This is a genomic window from Nocardia sp. CA-136227 (assembly GCF_050955695.1).
Lineage (GTDB): Bacteria > Actinomycetota > Actinomycetes > Mycobacteriales > Mycobacteriaceae > Nocardia.
In genome coordinates, this window is record NZ_CP192081.1 from 3,576,723 (window position 1) to 3,593,300 (window position 16,578).

The 16,578-nt window shown below is 70.5% G+C and carries 13 protein-coding genes; 6 read left to right on the forward strand and 7 right to left on the reverse strand.

What is annotated here, in order from left to right:
• Nucleotides 1-238: 238 nt before the first annotated feature.
• Nucleotides 239-895, forward strand: coding sequence for an arsenate reductase ArsC (locus ACQP06_RS16410; protein WP_433672991.1), 657 nt, complete (start codon nt 239-241; stop codon nt 893-895).
• A gap of 28 nt (nt 896-923) precedes the next feature.
• Here ACQP06_RS16410 and ACQP06_RS16415 read toward each other — a convergent pair whose 3' ends face one another.
• Nucleotides 924-1,499: a TetR/AcrR family transcriptional regulator gene (locus tag ACQP06_RS16415; protein WP_379275223.1), complete on the reverse strand. Its 576-nt coding sequence runs from the start codon at nt 1,497-1,499 to the stop codon at nt 924-926.
• 42 nt (nt 1,500-1,541) lie between these two features.
• On the opposite strand from ACQP06_RS16415, the gene ACQP06_RS16420 reads away from it, so the two are divergent.
• Entirely contained in the window at nt 1,542-2,399 is an 858-nt protein-coding gene (locus tag ACQP06_RS16420; protein ID WP_433672992.1) for a phytanoyl-CoA dioxygenase family protein, read from the forward strand.
• Nucleotides 2,400-2,402: 3 nt separating this feature from the next.
• Here ACQP06_RS16420 and ACQP06_RS16425 read toward each other — a convergent pair whose 3' ends face one another.
• The 6 genes from ACQP06_RS16425 to ACQP06_RS16450 form a co-directional block, all read right to left on the reverse strand.
• Nucleotides 2,403-2,570 (reverse strand): hypothetical protein, encoded by a 168-nt coding sequence (locus ACQP06_RS16425; protein WP_433672993.1) that lies wholly within the window; start codon nt 2,568-2,570, stop codon nt 2,403-2,405.
• 186 nt (nt 2,571-2,756) lie between these two features.
• Nucleotides 2,757-4,388 carry a DEAD/DEAH box helicase gene (locus ACQP06_RS16430; RefSeq protein WP_433672994.1) on the reverse strand — a complete coding sequence of 544 codons (1,632 nt, stop codon included), beginning with the start codon at nt 4,386-4,388 and terminating at the stop codon, nt 2,757-2,759.
• Nucleotides 4,389-4,615: 227 nt separating this feature from the next.
• On the reverse strand, nt 4,616-5,971 hold the full coding sequence (locus ACQP06_RS16435; protein WP_433672995.1) for a M1 family metallopeptidase: 1,356 nt from the start codon (nt 5,969-5,971) through the stop codon (nt 4,616-4,618).
• Entirely contained in the window at nt 5,971-9,870 is a 3,900-nt protein-coding gene (locus ACQP06_RS16440; RefSeq protein WP_433672996.1) for a Pls/PosA family non-ribosomal peptide synthetase, read from the reverse strand. The genes ACQP06_RS16435 and ACQP06_RS16440 overlap by 1 nt, the downstream gene beginning before the upstream one ends.
• A gap of 141 nt (nt 9,871-10,011) precedes the next feature.
• Nucleotides 10,012-10,956, reverse strand: coding sequence for an extracellular catalytic domain type 1 short-chain-length polyhydroxyalkanoate depolymerase (locus ACQP06_RS16445; RefSeq protein WP_433672997.1), 945 nt, complete (start codon nt 10,954-10,956; stop codon nt 10,012-10,014).
• 47 nt (nt 10,957-11,003) lie between these two features.
• Nucleotides 11,004-11,495, reverse strand: coding sequence for a gluconokinase (locus ACQP06_RS16450; RefSeq protein WP_433673342.1), 492 nt, complete (start codon nt 11,493-11,495; stop codon nt 11,004-11,006).
• Nucleotides 11,496-11,685: 190 nt separating this feature from the next.
• Between ACQP06_RS16450 and ACQP06_RS16455 the strand changes: the two genes are divergently transcribed.
• The 4 genes from ACQP06_RS16455 to ACQP06_RS16470 all read left to right on the forward strand — a co-directional run bounded on the left by ACQP06_RS16455 (nt 11,686) and on the right by ACQP06_RS16470 (nt 16,432).
• Entirely contained in the window at nt 11,686-13,197 is a 1,512-nt protein-coding gene (locus ACQP06_RS16455) for a protein kinase domain-containing protein (protein WP_433672998.1), read from the forward strand.
• Nucleotides 13,198-13,344: 147 nt separating this feature from the next.
• On the forward strand, nt 13,345-14,610 hold the full coding sequence (locus ACQP06_RS16460; RefSeq protein WP_433672999.1) for a cytochrome P450: 1,266 nt from the start codon (nt 13,345-13,347) through the stop codon (nt 14,608-14,610).
• 12 nt (nt 14,611-14,622) lie between these two features.
• Entirely contained in the window at nt 14,623-15,852 is a 1,230-nt protein-coding gene (locus tag ACQP06_RS16465; RefSeq protein ID WP_433673000.1) for a cytochrome P450 family protein, read from the forward strand.
• 172 nt (nt 15,853-16,024) lie between these two features.
• Nucleotides 16,025-16,432 carry a hypothetical protein gene (locus ACQP06_RS16470; protein ID WP_433673001.1) on the forward strand — a complete coding sequence of 136 codons (408 nt, stop codon included), beginning with the start codon at nt 16,025-16,027 and terminating at the stop codon, nt 16,430-16,432.
• Nucleotides 16,433-16,578 lie beyond the last annotated feature (146 nt).

Below are 16,578 nucleotides of genomic sequence, written 5' to 3' on the forward strand. Positions count from 1 at the left end.
TGGTCTGAGTGGCGGGGCGACGGCGGACACGCCGGAGGAATGGCCGTCGTCACACTGTCGGCTCGGATGTGGGCATTCGCTCACCGCGAAGTCGGCGAGCGACCGGGTGATCGACTGGCAGTCCGACCGCAATCGACGATAGCGTGTGGCTATTAACGGGTCTCGTGTCGGGGTCGGCGTTCGGCCGGGACGTCGTGAACAGCGATACGCTGGAATTTCGAGCGGAGGGAGTGTGAGCGTGAACGAGAATCCCGGCACCGCCCTGCCTTCCGGCACCGACACGGAACCGGCCGCGCGGGGTGACGCGGTGGCACGGCTGATGGGCGAGTTCGGACCGTCGGCGGACCGCGCCACGGTCGAGCGCATCCTCGACGGTTCGCTGGACCATCTCACGGCCATCGGACTACCGACGGACCGGCTGCCGGCGTTGGCCGAGCGGTTCGCCCGCGAGCGGCTCACCGCCCTGGCCCGTACGCGGGGGCACGGCGCTCCGACCGGGCCCACGGTCCTGTTCGTCTGCACCCAGAACGCCGGGCGCTCGCAGATGGCGCTCGGATTCTTCACCAGCATGGCCGGGCAGCAGGCCGCCGCGTGGTCGTGCGGTTCGGCCCCGAGCGCGGCGATCCATCCGCTGGTGATCGCGGCCATGGCCGAACGCGGCGTGGACATCGCCGACGAATTCCCGAAGCCGTGGTCCGACGAGCTGATGCGGGCCGCCGATGTGGTGATCGACATGGGTTGCGGTGACGACAACCCGATCATCGGCGGGCATCGGTTCGAGCAGTGGCCGCTGCCCGATCCCGCCGGGGGTGGGATCGAGGAGATCCGCGCCATCCGCGACGACATCGAGCAGCGCGTGCGCCGACTCGTCGCCAACCTCGGGCTGGCGGCCTGAGTTCGCTCCGCCGGGTGTCGCGCGGGTTCTAGGACAGTTCCAGCGTCGCGGCCGTGAAGCGCCACAGGCGTTCCGCGGCCAGGTCGACCGCGGGCCGGGGGTGGGTGCGGAGCTGCTGTCCGATGCCGTGGCGTAGGCCGCCGATCACGTACGCGCCCGCGCTGTCGGGGTCGAGATCGGCGGGGATCTCGCCGGTGGCCTGCCCGCGCCGGATATTGGCGGCCGCGGCGTCACCGAGATTGCGGATGTAGACGGCCTCGATCTCGGTGAGGCCCGGATCGGGGGCGGCGCGATTGAGCAGCAGCGCCGCGAGCGGGTGGTCGAAGTGATAGGCCACGAAACAGTGCGTGCGGGCACGTTCGCGGGTGGCCCAGTCGCCGTCGGGAAGCTGATCGTCGGCGATGGCCCGGCTCAGTCCTTCGTAGAAGTCGTCCCAGATCGCCGCCAGCAGACCGACTTTCGAGCCGAAGTGGTGATAGAGCGCGCCGGTGCTCAGGCCGGTGCGGCGGGTCAGCGCGCTCAGCTCCAGCAGTCCGTTGGCGTGGACCAGTTCGTCGCGCGCGGCGTCGAGAAGTTGTTGACGTCCGATCGGTGCTCGTGCCACAGTCGGAGGATAACAGAACTCAGTTATGTAAAGGATGGCCCGATGAGCACGAAGGTGACCTCGCTACGGGATCTCGACGGTGATCTGGCCGGAACCTATCGGCGCACCGGCAGCAGCGGCGCGACCGTGGACCCGGCGGTGGTCGACGCGGATCTGGCCGCGCTCGAGCGCGACGGCTACGTCATCCTGCCCGACCTGCTGACGGCGGCCGAACTGGACGAGATCCGGGAAAGCGTTGCGCCACTGCTGGATCGGAGCGGACGCAACAACTTCGAGGGGCATTCCACCCAGCGCGTCTACAGCGTGCTGAACAAGACCCGATCCTGCGATCGCATCGCCGACCACCCGCGCGTGCTGGCGCTGCTGGACCGGCTGTTCATGCCCAACTATCTGCTGTCCATGCTGCAGGTGATCAATATCCAGCCCGGCGAGGCCGCGCAGATGCTGCACACCGACGACGGCTTCTACCCGCTGCCGCGGCCGCGAAAGGCGTTGGGAGCGGCGACCATCTGGGCCATCGACGACTTCACCGCCGACAATGGCGCCACCGATGTGGTGCCGGGCAGCCAATTGTGGGGCGACGAGCTCCCGGATGAATCGACGCCGCGGGAACCGGTCGTGATGCGGGCCGGTAGCTGCGTATTCTTCGGCGGCACCCTGTGGCACGGCGGCGGCGCGAATCGGTCCGCGAATCCGCGGCTCGCCCTCACCGCGCAGTATTGCGAGCCGTGGCTGCGCCCGCAGGAGGCGTTCACCCTGTCGATGACCCGCGATACCGTGCGCGCGGTCTCGGAGGACATTCGCCGGATGCTCGGCTACAGCATTCACCCGCCCTTCATCGGGCAGGTCGACGGCATGCACCCCAAGCGGCTGCTGGAACCCGGCGCGCCGGCGCTGTAGCGGCTATTTCGCGAGCTCGCGGGCCAGCTGCACGGCGGCTTTCATATCCGGCGCGTACCCCACCCGCCATTGCAGGCGGTCGATCGGCGTCACCGACACCTTGTAGCGGTGATCGTCCACCCGCTCGAATTTGACCGTGACCGATTCGCTCAGTGGGGCCTGCGTAACCATTGCTTCTCTCCTCACCCTGAGTGGACGTCGGGGGCGGTGGAAACATATTCACGGCGTGGGAGCGGGCTGCTGCTTGCTCTCAATTAACTGTAAGAAATTCCACGCCGTGTGGATACGGACAAAGGTTACATTCTCGGCGCGACCGGAGAACGGTCGCGCCGAGAACCACGAGTAGTGCCGAGTGCGTCAGCCGTTGCGGCGACGACGCGGCGAGCCGCCCGTGCGCGGCGATCCGGACCGGCCGCCCGCAGTGTCGGAAGCGCCCTGGCCGTGGTCGCGCTGACGGGCCGGAGCCGCGGCACGACGATCCGACCGGGTGCGCGACGCGGGCTTGCCGCCCGTCTCGCCGCCACGGGAGCCGTGACCCGACGCCGTGGGAGCGCCCGAGGCCGTGCGCGGCTTGCCGGCGGCCCGCCCGCCGGTGCGTCCGCCGGGACGGCCGTCCTTGACGGTCTCGTGCTTGCGGTCGGCCGGACGGTCGCTGCGCACCTCGTCGCCGCGGCCGCTCGACTTGCGCCGGCGCGGCGCGGCGGGCTTGTCGCCCACCGGGCGGTTGCGCTGGCGGGGCTGACGCGGGCCGCGTACGGGAGCCGCCGCCTCGCCCCGGGCCGGGGCGGTGTCGCCGCCGGCGACGGGAACCAGTGCGGCGACCTCGCCGACCAGCTGGCTCACCTGCGGGGAGTCGGGCGTCACCGACTGCGGGGAGACGGTGATCTTGGCCTTGCGCATGAGCGCGGCGAGATCGCCCCGCTGATCGGGCAGTACCAGGGTGACGACGTCGCCGTCATTGCCCGCGCGCGCGGTACGGCCGGACCGGTGCAGGTAGGCCTTGTGCTCGGCGGGCGGATCGACGTGCACGACCAGTTCCACGCCGTCCACGTGCACGCCGCGCGCGGCGACGTCGGTGGCGACCAGGACCTTGGCCGCGCCGGAGGCGAAGGCCGCCAGGTTGCGGTCGCGGGCGGGCTGGGTCAGGTTGCCGTGCAGGTCCACGGCCGGGATGCCGGCGGTGGTGAGCTGGCGGGCCAGCTTGCGGGCCTGATGCTTGGTGCGGGTGAACAGGATTCGCCGCTCGGTGCCGGACGCGAGGCGGTGCACGACCGCGCGCTTGGCGTCGTTGGTGGGCACCTCGAACACATGGTGGGTCATGGCAGCCACCGGCGAATTCGCTTCGTCGACTTCGTGTTTCACCGCGTTGGGCAGGAAGCGCTGCACCAGCTTGTTGACGCCGTTGTCCAGGGTGGCCGAGAACAGCAGGCGCTGGCCATCGCTCGGGGTGGCGGCCAGGATGCGGGTGACGCCGGGCAGGAAGCCCAGGTCGGCCATGTGGTCGGCCTCGTCGATGATGGTGATCTCGACGTCGTCGAGGCTGATCAGGCCCTGCCGCATGAGGTCCTCGAGGCGGCCGGGGCAGGCGATGACGATGTCGACGCCCTTCTTCAGCGCCTGCACCTGCCGGTGCTGGGACACGCCACCGAAGATCGTGGTCACCGACATGCGGTAGGCGGCGGCCAGCGGCTCGAGGGTGGCCGCGATCTGGGTCGCCAGCTCGCGGGTCGGCGCGAGAACCAGCCCGGCGGGGTGATTCGGCGCACACGGCTGCGGGTCCCGGCCCAGCATGTCGATCATCGGGATGGAGAACGCCAGGGTCTTTCCACTGCCGGTCTTTCCGCGTCCGAGCACGTCGCGCCCGGCCAGCGAATCGGGCAGGGTACCGGCCTGGATCGGGAACGGCTCGGTGATCCTGGCGGCGGTGAGCGCGCGGATCAGGGGCTCGTGGACGCCGAGGGCGGCGAAGGAGGTCGGGGCAGAAGTCATCAGTGCTGCAGTGCCTTTCGGGCATCGGGTGCGTGCCCGAGCCGTGCGGCGGACTTCGGGTCCGCGCCGGGGGCACAAGGTGGCGAGATTGCCAGTGGGCAAAATCGATCGCCGTAAGGAAAGCTAAGCCGCGCAGTGGGGGCTGCTTGGAAGTTGTAGCGATCTACGACGCTGGTGTGACGGTTCGCACCGGCACATCAATGATCAACAACGTGTTCGCTGGAAGTCTACCCGGCCTCGAAATCGGTCCGGTACGCGGGGAGTGCGGGCAGCGGCGGCAGCGGTCGGGCGTGCAGCCAGGCGTCCCAGAACGGCCGCAGCGACTGGTTGCTGTAATGCCCGGCCAGGTCGGTGAATTCGTCGGTGCTCACCGAGGCGTGCCGGTACCGCGCGGTCCAGGCGCGCAGCAGGTCGAAGAAGGCGGCGTCGCCCAGCTGCAGGCGCAGGGCGTGCAGGGTGAGCGCGCCGCGCTTGTAGACCCGGTCGTCGAACATGAACTCCGGGGTCGGGTCGGCGAGCAGGATGTCCTGCGGCAGCCGCGCCAGGTTGCGGTGCGCGGTGCGGGCCAGCTGATCGGCCGACGGCCCGCCCGCGGCCGCGGACCAGATCCATTCCGCGTAACAGGCGAAGCCCTCGTGCAGCCAGATGTCGCGCCACCGCCGGATGGTGAGGCTGTTGCCGAACCACTGGTGCGCCAGCTCGTGCGCGACCAGTCGCTCCGAACCGCGTTGCCCGTCACAGTGATTCGCGCCGAACACCGAAATGCCCTGGGCCTCGATGGGAATCTCGAGGTCGTCGTCGGTGACCACCACCGTGTAGGCCTCGAACGGGTAGGGCCCGAACAGTTCGGAGAAGACCTCCATCATGTGCGGCTGGCGCGCGAAGTCGTGCTCGAAGGGCAGGCGCAGCCGCGGCGGCAGCACCGCCTGCATCGGGACCGATCCGCGCGGCGCGTCGATCCGCTGTTTGCGGTAGTGGCCGATCTGGATGGTCGCCAGGTAGGTCGCCATGGGTTCGGGCTGCTCGTACACCCAGGTGGTCTGGCTGGCCTTGGTCTGTTTGCGCACCAGGGTGCCGTTGGCCTGCGCGTAGTAGGGGGAGTCGGTGGTGATCGAGATCCGGTAGCTGGCCTTGGAACTGGGGTGGTCGTCGCAGGGGAACCAGGAGGCCGCGCCATTGGGCTGGCTGGCGACCAGCGCGCCCTCGGTGAGCTCTTCCCAGCCGACCTCGCCCCACGGGCCGCGTACCGGTGTGGGCGGGCCCGCGTACTGCACGGTCAGCACCAACGCGCCGCCCGCGGGAACGCGCTGGCGCGGGGTGATCACCAATTTGCCGCGCTGGTGGGCGTATTTGGCGGGCTTGGCGCCGTTCACCAGCACCTTGGACACCGACAGCGCCTGGGACAGGTCCAGCGCGAAGCGATCTCGCGCGCCGGTGGTCACCGCGGTGATGTCGGCGCGCCCGGCCAGGCGGTTGCTGGCGACCTTGTAGACCAGCTCGAGGTCGTAGCGCGAGACCCGGTAGCCGCGATTCCCGTTCTGCGGCAGGTAATCGTCGATGGGTTCGTCGATCGGATTCACCATCAGCGGCTCCCGTCCGGCCAGGGTGCGATGGGGTTGCCCCACCAGCGGGTGGACGGCGGGACGCTGTCGCCGCGCATGACCAGCGAGGCGGGTCCGATGGTGGCGCCCGCGCCGATCACGCTGGCGGGCAGGGCGACACAGTGTGGGCCGAGGGTGGCGCCGGGTCCGAGGGTGACGGTGTCCATGGCCATGATGCGGTCGTGGAACAGATGGGTCTGCACCACGCAGCCGCGTTCCACGGTCGCGCCGTCACCGAGTGTCACCAGGTCAGCCTCCGGAAGCCAATAGGATTCGCACCATACCCCGCGGCCTATTTTCGCGCCGAGTCCACGCAACCAGACATTCAGGACAGGTGTTCCGGTGGCGGCCCGCGCGAACCACGGTGCGGCGACATGCTCGACGAAGGTGTCGGCCACCTCGTTGCGCCACACGAACGAACTCCACAGCGGATGCTCCTCGGTGCCGATCCGGCCCACCAGCAGCCATTTCGCGATGACCGAGGACGCGCCCGCGACCGCGCCCGCGGTCAGCAGCACCAGGCCGCTGAGCAGGGCGGTGGGCAGATGGCCGAGGGTCTGGGCCAGCCAGGCCAGGGCGAACAGCACGCCGAGTCCGATGGCGAAGGTCACCAGCACCGGGATCAACCGGCAGGTCTCGACCACCGCGCGGGCGATCCGCAGCCGCGCGGGAGGGTCGAAGGTGCGTGCGGTGTCGGCGGTTTCGGCGGCGCGGCGCAATCGGATGGGCGGGCTGCCCAGCCACGACGAGCCTGCCTTCGCCTTCGACGGCGCCGCCGACAGCACGGCGACCAGGCCGTTCTTGGGGACCCGGCGGCCCGGCGCGGTCATGCCGGAGTTGCCGAGGAAAGCGCGCTTGCCGACCTTGGCCTCACCGATCCGCAGCCAGCCGCCGCCCAATTCGTAACTGGCGACCATGGTGTCGTCGGCCAGGAACGCGCCGTCGGCGACCACGGTGAACTTCGGCAGCAGCAGCACGGTCGACACCTCCACGCGCTTGCCGACCTTCGCGCCCAGCAGGCGCAGCCACACCGGGGTCAGCAGGCTGGCGTAGAGCGGGAACAGGAAGGTGCGCGCCGAATCCAGCAGGCGTTCGGTGGCCCACGCCTGCCAGCCCTGGCGGCTGCGCACCGGGTGGTGGCCCTCGGTAAGCCCGATGGCCAGCAGCCGCACCGACACGATGGTGACCGCCGCGTACACGCCCAGCACCAGCAGCATGGCGACCGGCAGCATGGCGAACGCGCGCCCGAAACCCGCTGTCAGCGTCTGTGTGTCGCGAATCCACCAGGCGATCAGCAGACCGCCGCTGCCCAGCGCCAGGATCGGCACCGAGGCCAGCAGCATGGAGGTGACGCCGAAGATGGCGACCCAGTGCGAGGCGCGCGCGGGGGTGGCGTCGGGCCAGCGGTGCTGGGCCCGGCCGACTTTCACCGCGGGCGAGCCCGCCCACTCCTGTTCGGCCTTGACCTTGCCCGACACCGACGAGCCGGGCGCGATCTCGGCATTGCGGCCGATCCTGGTGCCGGGCAGCAGCATCGACCGCGCCCCGACCACCGCGCCGGGACCGATCTCGATCGGGCCGATGTGCACCACGTCGCCGTCGATCCAATACCCGGCCAGGTCGACCTCGGGTTCGATGCTGCAGCCGTCGCCGAGCCGCAGCATGCCAGTGACCGGCGGCAGGGTGTGCAGGTCGACGCCCTTGCCGACGGTCGCGCCGAGCGCGCGGGCGAACGGCACCATCCACGGTGCGCCAGACAGGTTCTCCGCGCCGCTGGCCTCCGACAGCCGAACGGCCGTCCACAGCCGCAGGTGAACGAGTCCGCCGCGCGGGTAGGTGCCGGCCGCGACGCCGCGCAGCAGCAGCCGGGACCCGGCGACGCACAGCGCCATCCGGCCGGGCGGGGAGATGAACAGCACGAACGCCGCCAGGGTCCACCACCACGACAGGTGCGGCAGCCACGGCAGCGAGCCCGACCAGGCGGCGATATTGCCGACGGTGGCCAGCCAGGTCAGCCATTGCAGACCGGTGAGGGTGGTGAGCGGGATGGTGGCGAGCACCTGGAACAGCTGCGCGGACAGCGGTACGGGCTGGACCACGCGCTCCTCGACGGTCTCGGTCGGGGCGAAGCCGTCCAGGAAGGCGGCCAGCGCGCCCAGGCGCGGATGGTCGTAGAGGTCGGCCACCGCGATGCGCGGATGCCGTTCGCGCAGCGCCGCCACCAGCTGGGCCGCGGCGAGGGAGCCGCCGCCCAGGTCGAAGAAGTCTGCGTCGGGATCGGTGACCTCGGCGCCCAGGATCGAATCCCACAGACCGGCGACCCACCGCTGGGTCTCGGTGAGCCCGGCCTCGGGGGTGGCGGCGACCGCCTTGGGCAGCGGCCAGGGCAGGGCGTCACGGTCGACCTTGCCCGAGGTGCGGGTGGGCAGTTCGCCGACCACGGCCAGGCGCGGCACCAGGGGAGCCGGAAGCTGTTCGGCCAGTATGGTTCTGGCGGCGGTCAGGTCGTAGTCGGCGTCGGGGCCGGTGAGGTAGCCGACCAGGATCTTGTTGCCCGCCTTGGTGGTCCGGATGGCGGCGGCCGCGCCGGTCACGCCCGGCAGATGCTGCAGCGCGTTGTCGATCTCACCCAGTTCGATGCGGCGGCCGCCGAGCTTGATCTGGTCGTCGGCGCGGCCCAGGAACACCAGGCCCTCGCGGTCGTTGCGGACCAGATCGCCGCTGCGGTAGGCGCGTTCCCAGCCCACCGATTCCAGCGGGGCGTACTTCTCGGCGTCCTTGGCCGGGTCGAGGTAGCGGGCCAGGCCGACGCCGCCGATCACCAGCTCACCGGATTCGCCCTCGCCCACCGGGTTTCCGGCGGCGTCGACGACGGTCAGGTCCCAGCCGTCCAGGGGCAGGCCGATGCGGATCGGGAAGCCGCCGTCCAGCAGCGCCGCGCACGCCACCACGGTGGCCTCGGTGGGGCCGTAGGTGTTCCACACCTCGCGCTCGGAATCCTGGTTGCCCGCCAGGCGTTCGGCCAGCTCGGGCGGGACCGCCTCGCCGCCGAAGATGAGCAGCCGCACCGGTTCCAGCGCCTCGGCGGGCCAGGTGGCGGCCAGCGTCGGGACGGTCGAGACGATGCTGATCTCACGGCGTACCAGCCACGGACCCAGGTCCGCGCCGGTGCGCACCAGCGCGCGCGGGGCCGGGACCAGGCAGGCGCCGTGCCGCCAGGCCAGCCACATCTCCTCACAGGAGGCGTCGAAGGCGACCGACAGTCCGGCCAGTACCCGGTCGCCGGGGCCGATCGGTTCGTGCTGGAGGAACAGGTTCGCTTCGGCGTCGACGAAGGCGGCGGCATTGCGATGGGTCACCGCAACGCCTTTGGGGGTGCCGGTGGATCCGGAGGTGAAGATGATCCAGGCGTCGTCGGCGGGGGCGGGGGCGGCCGGTCGCGTCCTCGTGTCGCCGGATTCGCGTGGGACGCTTGTGGTCTCGATGCCGGCGGCGGTCACGATGGCCGATACGCGGGCCTCGCCGAACACCAGCCGGGCGCGCTCGTCGGGATCGTCGGCGTCGACCGGGACATAGGCCGCGCCCGCGTGCAGGACGGCCAGGATGGTGATGTACAGCCCGCGCGTGCCCGACGGCATCCGGACGCCGACCCGGTCCCCGGCGCGCACGCCCGCGGCGGCCAGCCGGTCCACCTCGACGGCGATCTCCGCGAGCAGTTCCGCGTACCCGAGTTCCACCTCGCCGTCGTCGATGGCGGGTGCGTCGGGGTGCGCCGCGGCGGTCGCGGCGAGAATGTCGACCAGGGTGCGGGCTCGCGGCGCGAGGGCGGCCCGCAACATCGGGTTCGCGTCTGTCTCGATATCGGCCTGCGGTCGCGGCATTACGTGCTGCCCACCTCTCATGGAACCATCCGTCGCTCAGGCGTTGGTTGTTTCATACGAGAGTTACCGACAGGCAAACTGTAGGGCGGCCATTGGCCCACGGTACCGGTAAGTCCTGGTTGTCCCGTGTTCGACCGGCGGTTATGCCGAGAATCGAGCGAAGAATCGCCAGATCACGTCGGCGGCGTCGAACTGGTGCGTGACTTTGCCGACAATGGCCTCGGGCAGGTACTGCTGACCACCCGGCCAGGTGTGACCACCGCCGGTGACCGTATAGAGCTGCACCGCGGATCCGTTCCCACAGTCGGCGGACCGCAGCGTGACCGACGTTCCGTCGTCGGTCCGCGGCGGGAGCTGGGTGGTGGTGACGTCGGCGCAGCCGGCGCGCTCGCGCCACCACTGCTGGGTCGCGTCGACCGACAGCACGGGGCTGGTGCCGGCGCCGTGCCGTCCCGAAGTGACCCGGACGACACCGCCGTCGTAGGGGACGATCGGGTCGGCGGTGCCGTGGATCTCGAGCACCGGCAGGGGATGGGCGGGGGTGCAATCGGATTCGTCCGCCTGGGGGAGCGGCCCCGCGACGGGGGCGATGGCGGCGAGCTTCCCCGGCAGCCGGCAGCCGAGCTGTTCGGTGAGCATGCCGCCGTTGGACATCCCGGTGGCATAGACACGGGACGGGTCCACGCCGTCGCCGCCGACCAGCCGGTCGATCACCGCCGCAACGAAACCCACGTCGTCGATTCCGGCCGCGCCCGCCTTGGTGTCCGCGCCGCGGCCGTCGTTCCATGACTTCTCGTAGCCGTCGGGGTAGACGGCGATGAAGCCCTCGGTGTCGGAGAGCTTGTCGAAGCCGGAGGTCTCCGCCAGATTCCGGGCGGTGCCGCCACCGCCGTGGAAGGCCAGGACCGCGGGCAGCAGGCCCTGCGGGCGGTTGGCGGGGTAGTGGACGAGGTATTGCCGTTGCAGGCCGCCGAATTCGAGGGTGACGGTGGTGTCGGCCGCCGCGCGGGCCCGCGGGTACGTGCACCCCGCGGCCAGGAACACGGTGGAGAGCAGGACCGCGGCGACGATTCTCGGTGCGTACACGCCGTCGATGGTAGAGACGCGGCCTGAAGCTGAGCTGAAGCTTCGGGTCAGCTGTGAGGACGCAGGGCGGCCAGCGCGGCGGCGGCGACTTCGGCTGGCGGACGATCGATTTCGAGGGTGATCGCATGTTCGTCCGGGCCGGGTGGCTCCAGGGTCTCGAGCTGCGAGTTCAGCAGGTCCGGTGGCATGAAGTGGTCGGTGCGCGCGAGGAGGCGGGCGCGCAGTACTTCTCGGGAACCCGTGAGGTGCACGAAGGTGAGGTCCGCGTCCGGGTGCCCGGCGCGCAGGATGTCCCGATAGGAGCGTTTCAGGGCCGAACAGGCGACGATTCCCGAACGGCCGGCCGCGAACTCCGCGGACATCCATTCCGCGACGGCCGCCAGCCACGGCCCCCGATCGGCATCGGTGAGAGGTCGACCGGCGGCCATCTTCGCGCGATTGGCGGGCGGGTGCAGGTCGTCGCCCTCCAGCAGATCCCAGCCCAGCGTCCGCGCCACAATGCCTGCGACAGTGGACTTGCCGGATCCCGCCACGCCCATCACCACCGCGATGCGCGGTCGCGCGGCGGCGGTCAATGGGCCTCCCGAATCGGTGCGGTGCTGGTCGCACCCACCCTAGCCAGCGGAAATCCCGCCGCACCCGCGCCCCGCCGCATCCGATCCGAACCGTTCCTCCCGCCGCCGATCGGTCCCGGTATTGTCTGCGGTGCAGGTGAATCGGGAGGATTGTTTGGCTGAGCAGCTCCGGCCGGGAGTGACCTTCGCCGGGTATCGGGTCGAGCGGCTCCTCGGCGTCGGCGGAATGGGTGAGGTGTACCTGGCCCACGACCGGGACCTGCCCCGATTCGTCGCCTTGAAGCTGCTCAATGTAGTGGCGGGGGACAGCGCCGAGACCCGGCAGCGATTCCTGCGCGAGGCCAATATCATTGCCCGGCTCGCCCATCCGAACATCGTCACCATCTATGCGCGCGGTGAGGAACAAGGACGGCTGTGGCTGGCCATGGCCTACGTCGACGGCTCGGACCTGGAGGCCGAACTGCTCGCCGGGCCCCTGGAACCGCGCCGCGCCGCCGCCATCACCGCCGACGTGGCCCGCGCCCTCGACTACGCGCACGACGCGGGCGTACTGCACCGCGATGTCAAACCCGCCAATATCCTGCTCACCGCGCAACCGCGAGAATGGGCGCTGCTCACCGACTTCGGCATCGCCGAATCCAGGCATGAGGTCCGCGGCATCACCGGGCGCGGCGAGGTGGTCGCGAGTTTCCAGTACACCGCGCCGGAACGCTTCAACGACGAGGCCCGCGTCGACCGCCGCGCCGACGTGTACTCGCTGGGTTGCACGCTGTTCGAAATGCTCACCGGCACACCCCCGTACGCCGACACCGACCTGCCCCGGCTGATCTACCGGCACGTCAAGGCCCCCGTGCCCGCGCCGCACGCGCTCAACCCGGCCCTGCCCGCCGCCCTGGACCCGATCCTGGCGCGCGCCATGGCGAAGAACCCCCGCCACCGCTACGCCACCTGCGCCGAACTGTCCGCGGCGGTGAGCGGCGTGCTCACCGAATCACGGTCGGCGCCGGCGGTTCCGCCGCCCAAGGCGAAGAATCCGCGCGACAAGAACCGGCACGCCGCCGTGCCGGAGTCGGAGCCCTGGGCGCGGTCACGCACCCTGCTGGTGGTGCTCGCGGTCGTCGTGGCGGTGGGCGCCACCGCCGCCGCGGTCGGTTTGCTCTCGGCACTGATGGAACCGAGTCCCAAGGATTCGGCCGCGCCCACGACCGGCCCGCGCACCTCGGCACCGGCCCGCACGAGTACGGCCGCGGTGGCCACGTCGGTCAACCCGGCCGCCGCCGCGGCCGCCGACGGCTGCCAGACCCGCCGTACTCCCGACAGCGTCACCGGCACCGATCCGGGTGGCATCGCCAGTGGCCCCGACGCGATCCTGGCATTCCAGTACGCCTACTACGTGCTCCGCTCCGGCTCGGTGGCAAGCCAATTCGTCGCGGGCGACGCCTCCAATGTGGCCAATCCGTCGACCATTCAGACCGGCATCGATTCGCTGCCGGTCGGCACCCGCTACTGCGTGCAGGTCGGCCGCATCGCCCCCGGCGACGACGAGCACTGGGCGGTCAAGGTCATGCAGCAGCGGCCCGGGGAATTGCCGGACGCGTTCACCCAGACGGTCACCACCCGCACGGTGAGCGGCCGCACCCTGATCACCTCGATCGTCGAGGAATAGCGGCCCGCCCGAGGAGCCCCGGCGGCCGTTGGCATTTCACAAAATCGGTAGGTGTGCTGCGGGGCTGCTAGTCTGCGATGTGGTGGCCCGATCGACAAGGCTCGGTGGGGCGCGGTGAAAGTTGTTCGTCGATAGGGAGTTTCGGTCGTGGACACGACAGGGTCGCGAGGCGGGTTCGCGGGGGTTCAGGGATGTCCGGTTCGGGGCGGAGCGGGTGTCGCTCCCGAGGAGCTCAGGATCCTGCTGGGCACACCGGAATTCGCGGCCGATCCGCACGCCGCCTACCGGGAGATGCGGCGACGCCACGGCTCCATGGTGCCCATCGAACTGGCCCCGGGCGTTCCGGCCACCCTGGTCGTGAACTACCGGACCGCCCTGCGAATCCTCAACGATCCGGAGCACTTTCCCGCCGACCCGCGCGTCTGGCAGGAGACCATCCCCGAGGACTCGCCGATCCGGCCGATGATGCAGTGGTACCCGAACGCGCTGCGTAACGCGGGCGCCGAGCACCTGCGCTACCGGCAGGCCTACTCCGCCGCCATCGACGGAATCGACTTGCACGCGGTGCATTCCACCGTCGAGGAGATCGCGGGCCCGCTGATCGCGGGGATCGCCGCCGAGGGCGGCGCCGACCTGGTGTCGAGTTACGCGCTGCCGCTGGTGTTCGAGGTGCTCAACCAGGTGGTGGGCTGCTCGGCCGATATCGGGCAGCGGGTGGCGACCGGCATGGCGGCGCTGTTCGACACCGTCAATGCCGCATGGGGCATGCAGACCCTGGCCGAGGCGCTCATGGAGCTGATCGCCCTGCGCCGCGCCGAGCCCGGCGACGACGTCACCTCCCGCATGGCGCACCACCCGACCGCGCTCAACGACGAGGAGATGCTGTACCAGCTGGTCAGCTTCTACGGCGCGGGCCTCGAGCCGATGCAGAACCTGATCGCCAACACGCTGCTGCTCATGCTCACCGACGACCGCTTCGGCGGAGACATGCTGGGCGGCAGCCTCTCCACCCGCGACGCCCTCGACGAGGTCCTCTTCAACGACCCGCCGATGGCCAACTTCTCGATCAGCTACCCGCGTCAGCCGGTGCTCATCGACACCACCTGGCTGCCCGCCCACCAGCCGGTGCTGATCAGCCTCGCGGCCTGCAACAACGATCCCGAGATCGCCGGCGGCGACCGCACCGGGAACCGCTCGCACCTGGCCTGGAGCGCGGGCCCGCACGCCTGCCCCGCCCGCTCGGTGGCGTATCTGGTCGCGCAGACCGCGATCGACCAGCTGCTCGACGCACTGCCCGACATCGCGCTGGCGGTCGGCAAAGACGAGATCTCCTGGCGTCCCGGCCCGTTCCACCGCGCCATGGTGGCACTGCCGGTCGAATTCCCGATCAGTCCCGCGCTCCGCGCGGTGTAGAAGGAGCTTTTCATGTCCCAGAGCCCGATCGTGCTGGATGTCACCGGCACCGATATCCAGGGCGAATCCGCCCGGATACGCGAGCAGGGCCCGGTCGCGCTGGTCGAGCTGCCCGGCGGCGTCCAGGCCTGGTCGGTGACCGACCAGGAAGTGCTCAAGGGCCTGCTCACCGACGAGCGCGTCTCCAAGGACCCGCGCCAGCACTGGGCGGCGTTCCGCAACGGCGAGATCACCGAGGCCTGGCCGCTGCTGCCCTGGATCGCGGTGGAGAACATGTTCACCGCCTACGGCGCCGACCACCGCCGCCTGCGCAAGCTGGTCTCCCCGGCCTTCACCCACCGCCGCACCACCGCCATGCGCGAGCGCATCGAGGCCATCGTCGCCGAACTGCTCGACGACCTCGCCGAGCTCCCAGCGGGTTCGACCGCGGACCTGCGCTCGCTCTACGCCTACCCCGTCCCGATCCGCGTGATCAGCGGGCTCATGGGGGTGCCCGAGCACCTCGACGCCGCCATCCACAAGTGCGTGGACGGCTTCTTCGACGGGTCGCTGACCGCCGAGGAGGCCATGGCCAACTTCCTGGAGATGTACGAGCGGGTCGGCGAACTGGTCGCCTACCGGCGCGAGCACCCGGGCGACGACATCACCACCGCCATGATCGCCTCCCGCGACGAGGACGGCTCGCAGCTGACCGACAAGGAACTCGTCGAGACGCTGATGCTGGTCATCAACGCGGGCCACGAGACCACGGTCAACCTGCTCGGCCAGGCCATCGTGGCGCTGCTCTCGCACCCGGAGCAGCTGGCCGCCGTCGTCGGCGAGCAGGCGTCCTGGAACGACGTCATCGAGGAGACCCTGCGCTACCAGGCGCCGGTCGCCCACCTGCCGCTGCGCTACGCGGTGGAGGACATCGAGGTCGGCGGCGTCGTGATCCCCAAGGGCGAGGCCATCCTCGCCTCGTACGCCGGCGCCAGCCGCGACCCGAAGATCCACGGCGAGACCGCGGACCGATTCGACATCCAGCGCGACACCAAGGACGAGCACGTCGCCTTCGGCTACGGCGCCCACCACTGCCTCGGCGCCCCGCTGGCCCGCCTGGAAGCCGCGATCGCGCTCCCGGCGCTGTTCGAGCGTTTCCCCAACCTCCGATTGGCCACGCCCGCAACGGAATTGACCCCGATCGGCAGCTTCATCTCCAACGGCCACACCAGCCTGCCGGTGGTGCTGAACCCGGGCGAGTGACCCGCCGCTGATCGACCATCGCATCGCCCCGGTGACTCGCCGGGCGGTGCGGTTCTCCCGGGCGCGGGGACCCGCGCGCTGGACCATGGAGACGCCCGGCCATACTGGCTGGGCGTCTTTTTCCGAGTGTGTTCAGTGATTCAGGTCCCTCACCCAGGAGGCATGAATATCCATGGTCACCATCCGGAATCGGTACCGCTCCGCCCTGTCCGTCTCCGCCTTCGCGGCGCTGGGCGTGAGCCTGGTCTGTACCGCCGCCCCCGCGCTCGCCGACAATTCGATCGCGGTCACCTCCGCCGCCGCGACCTCGATCGGGATCGACTACACCTGTGAGTCGTCAGCGGGGGTAGACAGCATTCAAGCCATGGTCGGCGATCCCAATGCCGACCGGCCCGCCGCCACCGGCGCGCAGACGACGTTCAGTTGTGACGGGTCCCAGCACACCGCCACGGTGGCGCTCAGCCCGGCCGCGGGGGAGCCGGCCCTGGAAAAGGGTGCGCCCGTACAGGTTCGGGTCGCGCTGGTCGACCAGAGCCAGACCGTCGTGTCCGGCACGGCGAAACTCCTGACTCTCGGGTAACCCGCCGAGTTCACTGCCGGCTCGGGAGCCGGTGCGCAAGCTGTTCGCTGCGTGCAACGATCCGGCAACCTGCCGTTCGGCAGCCTGTGCCAGACTGTCCGCCGCGTGCCCGATGCGTAGTTGGTCGGGCCGTGGGCGGTCACGGC

Coding starts and splice junctions, on each gene's coding strand:
- ACQP06_RS16420 (WP_433672992.1), top strand. CDS start 1,542: ATGAGCACGAAGGTGACCTCGCTACGGGATCTCGACGGTGATCTGGCC.
- ACQP06_RS16425 (WP_433672993.1), bottom strand. CDS start 2,570: ATGGTTACGCAGGCCCCACTGAGCGAATCGGTCACGGTCAAATTCGAG.
- ACQP06_RS16430 (WP_433672994.1), bottom strand. CDS start 4,388: ATGACTTCTGCCCCGACCTCCTTCGCCGCCCTCGGCGTCCACGAGCCC.
- ACQP06_RS16435 (WP_433672995.1), bottom strand. CDS start 5,971: ATGGTGAATCCGATCGACGAACCCATCGACGATTACCTGCCGCAGAAC.
- ACQP06_RS16440 (WP_433672996.1), bottom strand. CDS start 9,870: ATGCCGCGACCGCAGGCCGATATCGAGACAGACGCGAACCCGATGTTG.
- ACQP06_RS16450 (WP_433673342.1), bottom strand. CDS start 11,495: ATGGGCGTGGCGGGATCCGGCAAGTCCACTGTCGCAGGCATTGTGGCG.
- ACQP06_RS16465 (WP_433673000.1), top strand. CDS start 14,623: ATGTCCCAGAGCCCGATCGTGCTGGATGTCACCGGCACCGATATCCAG.
- ACQP06_RS16470 (WP_433673001.1), top strand. CDS start 16,025: ATGGTCACCATCCGGAATCGGTACCGCTCCGCCCTGTCCGTCTCCGCC.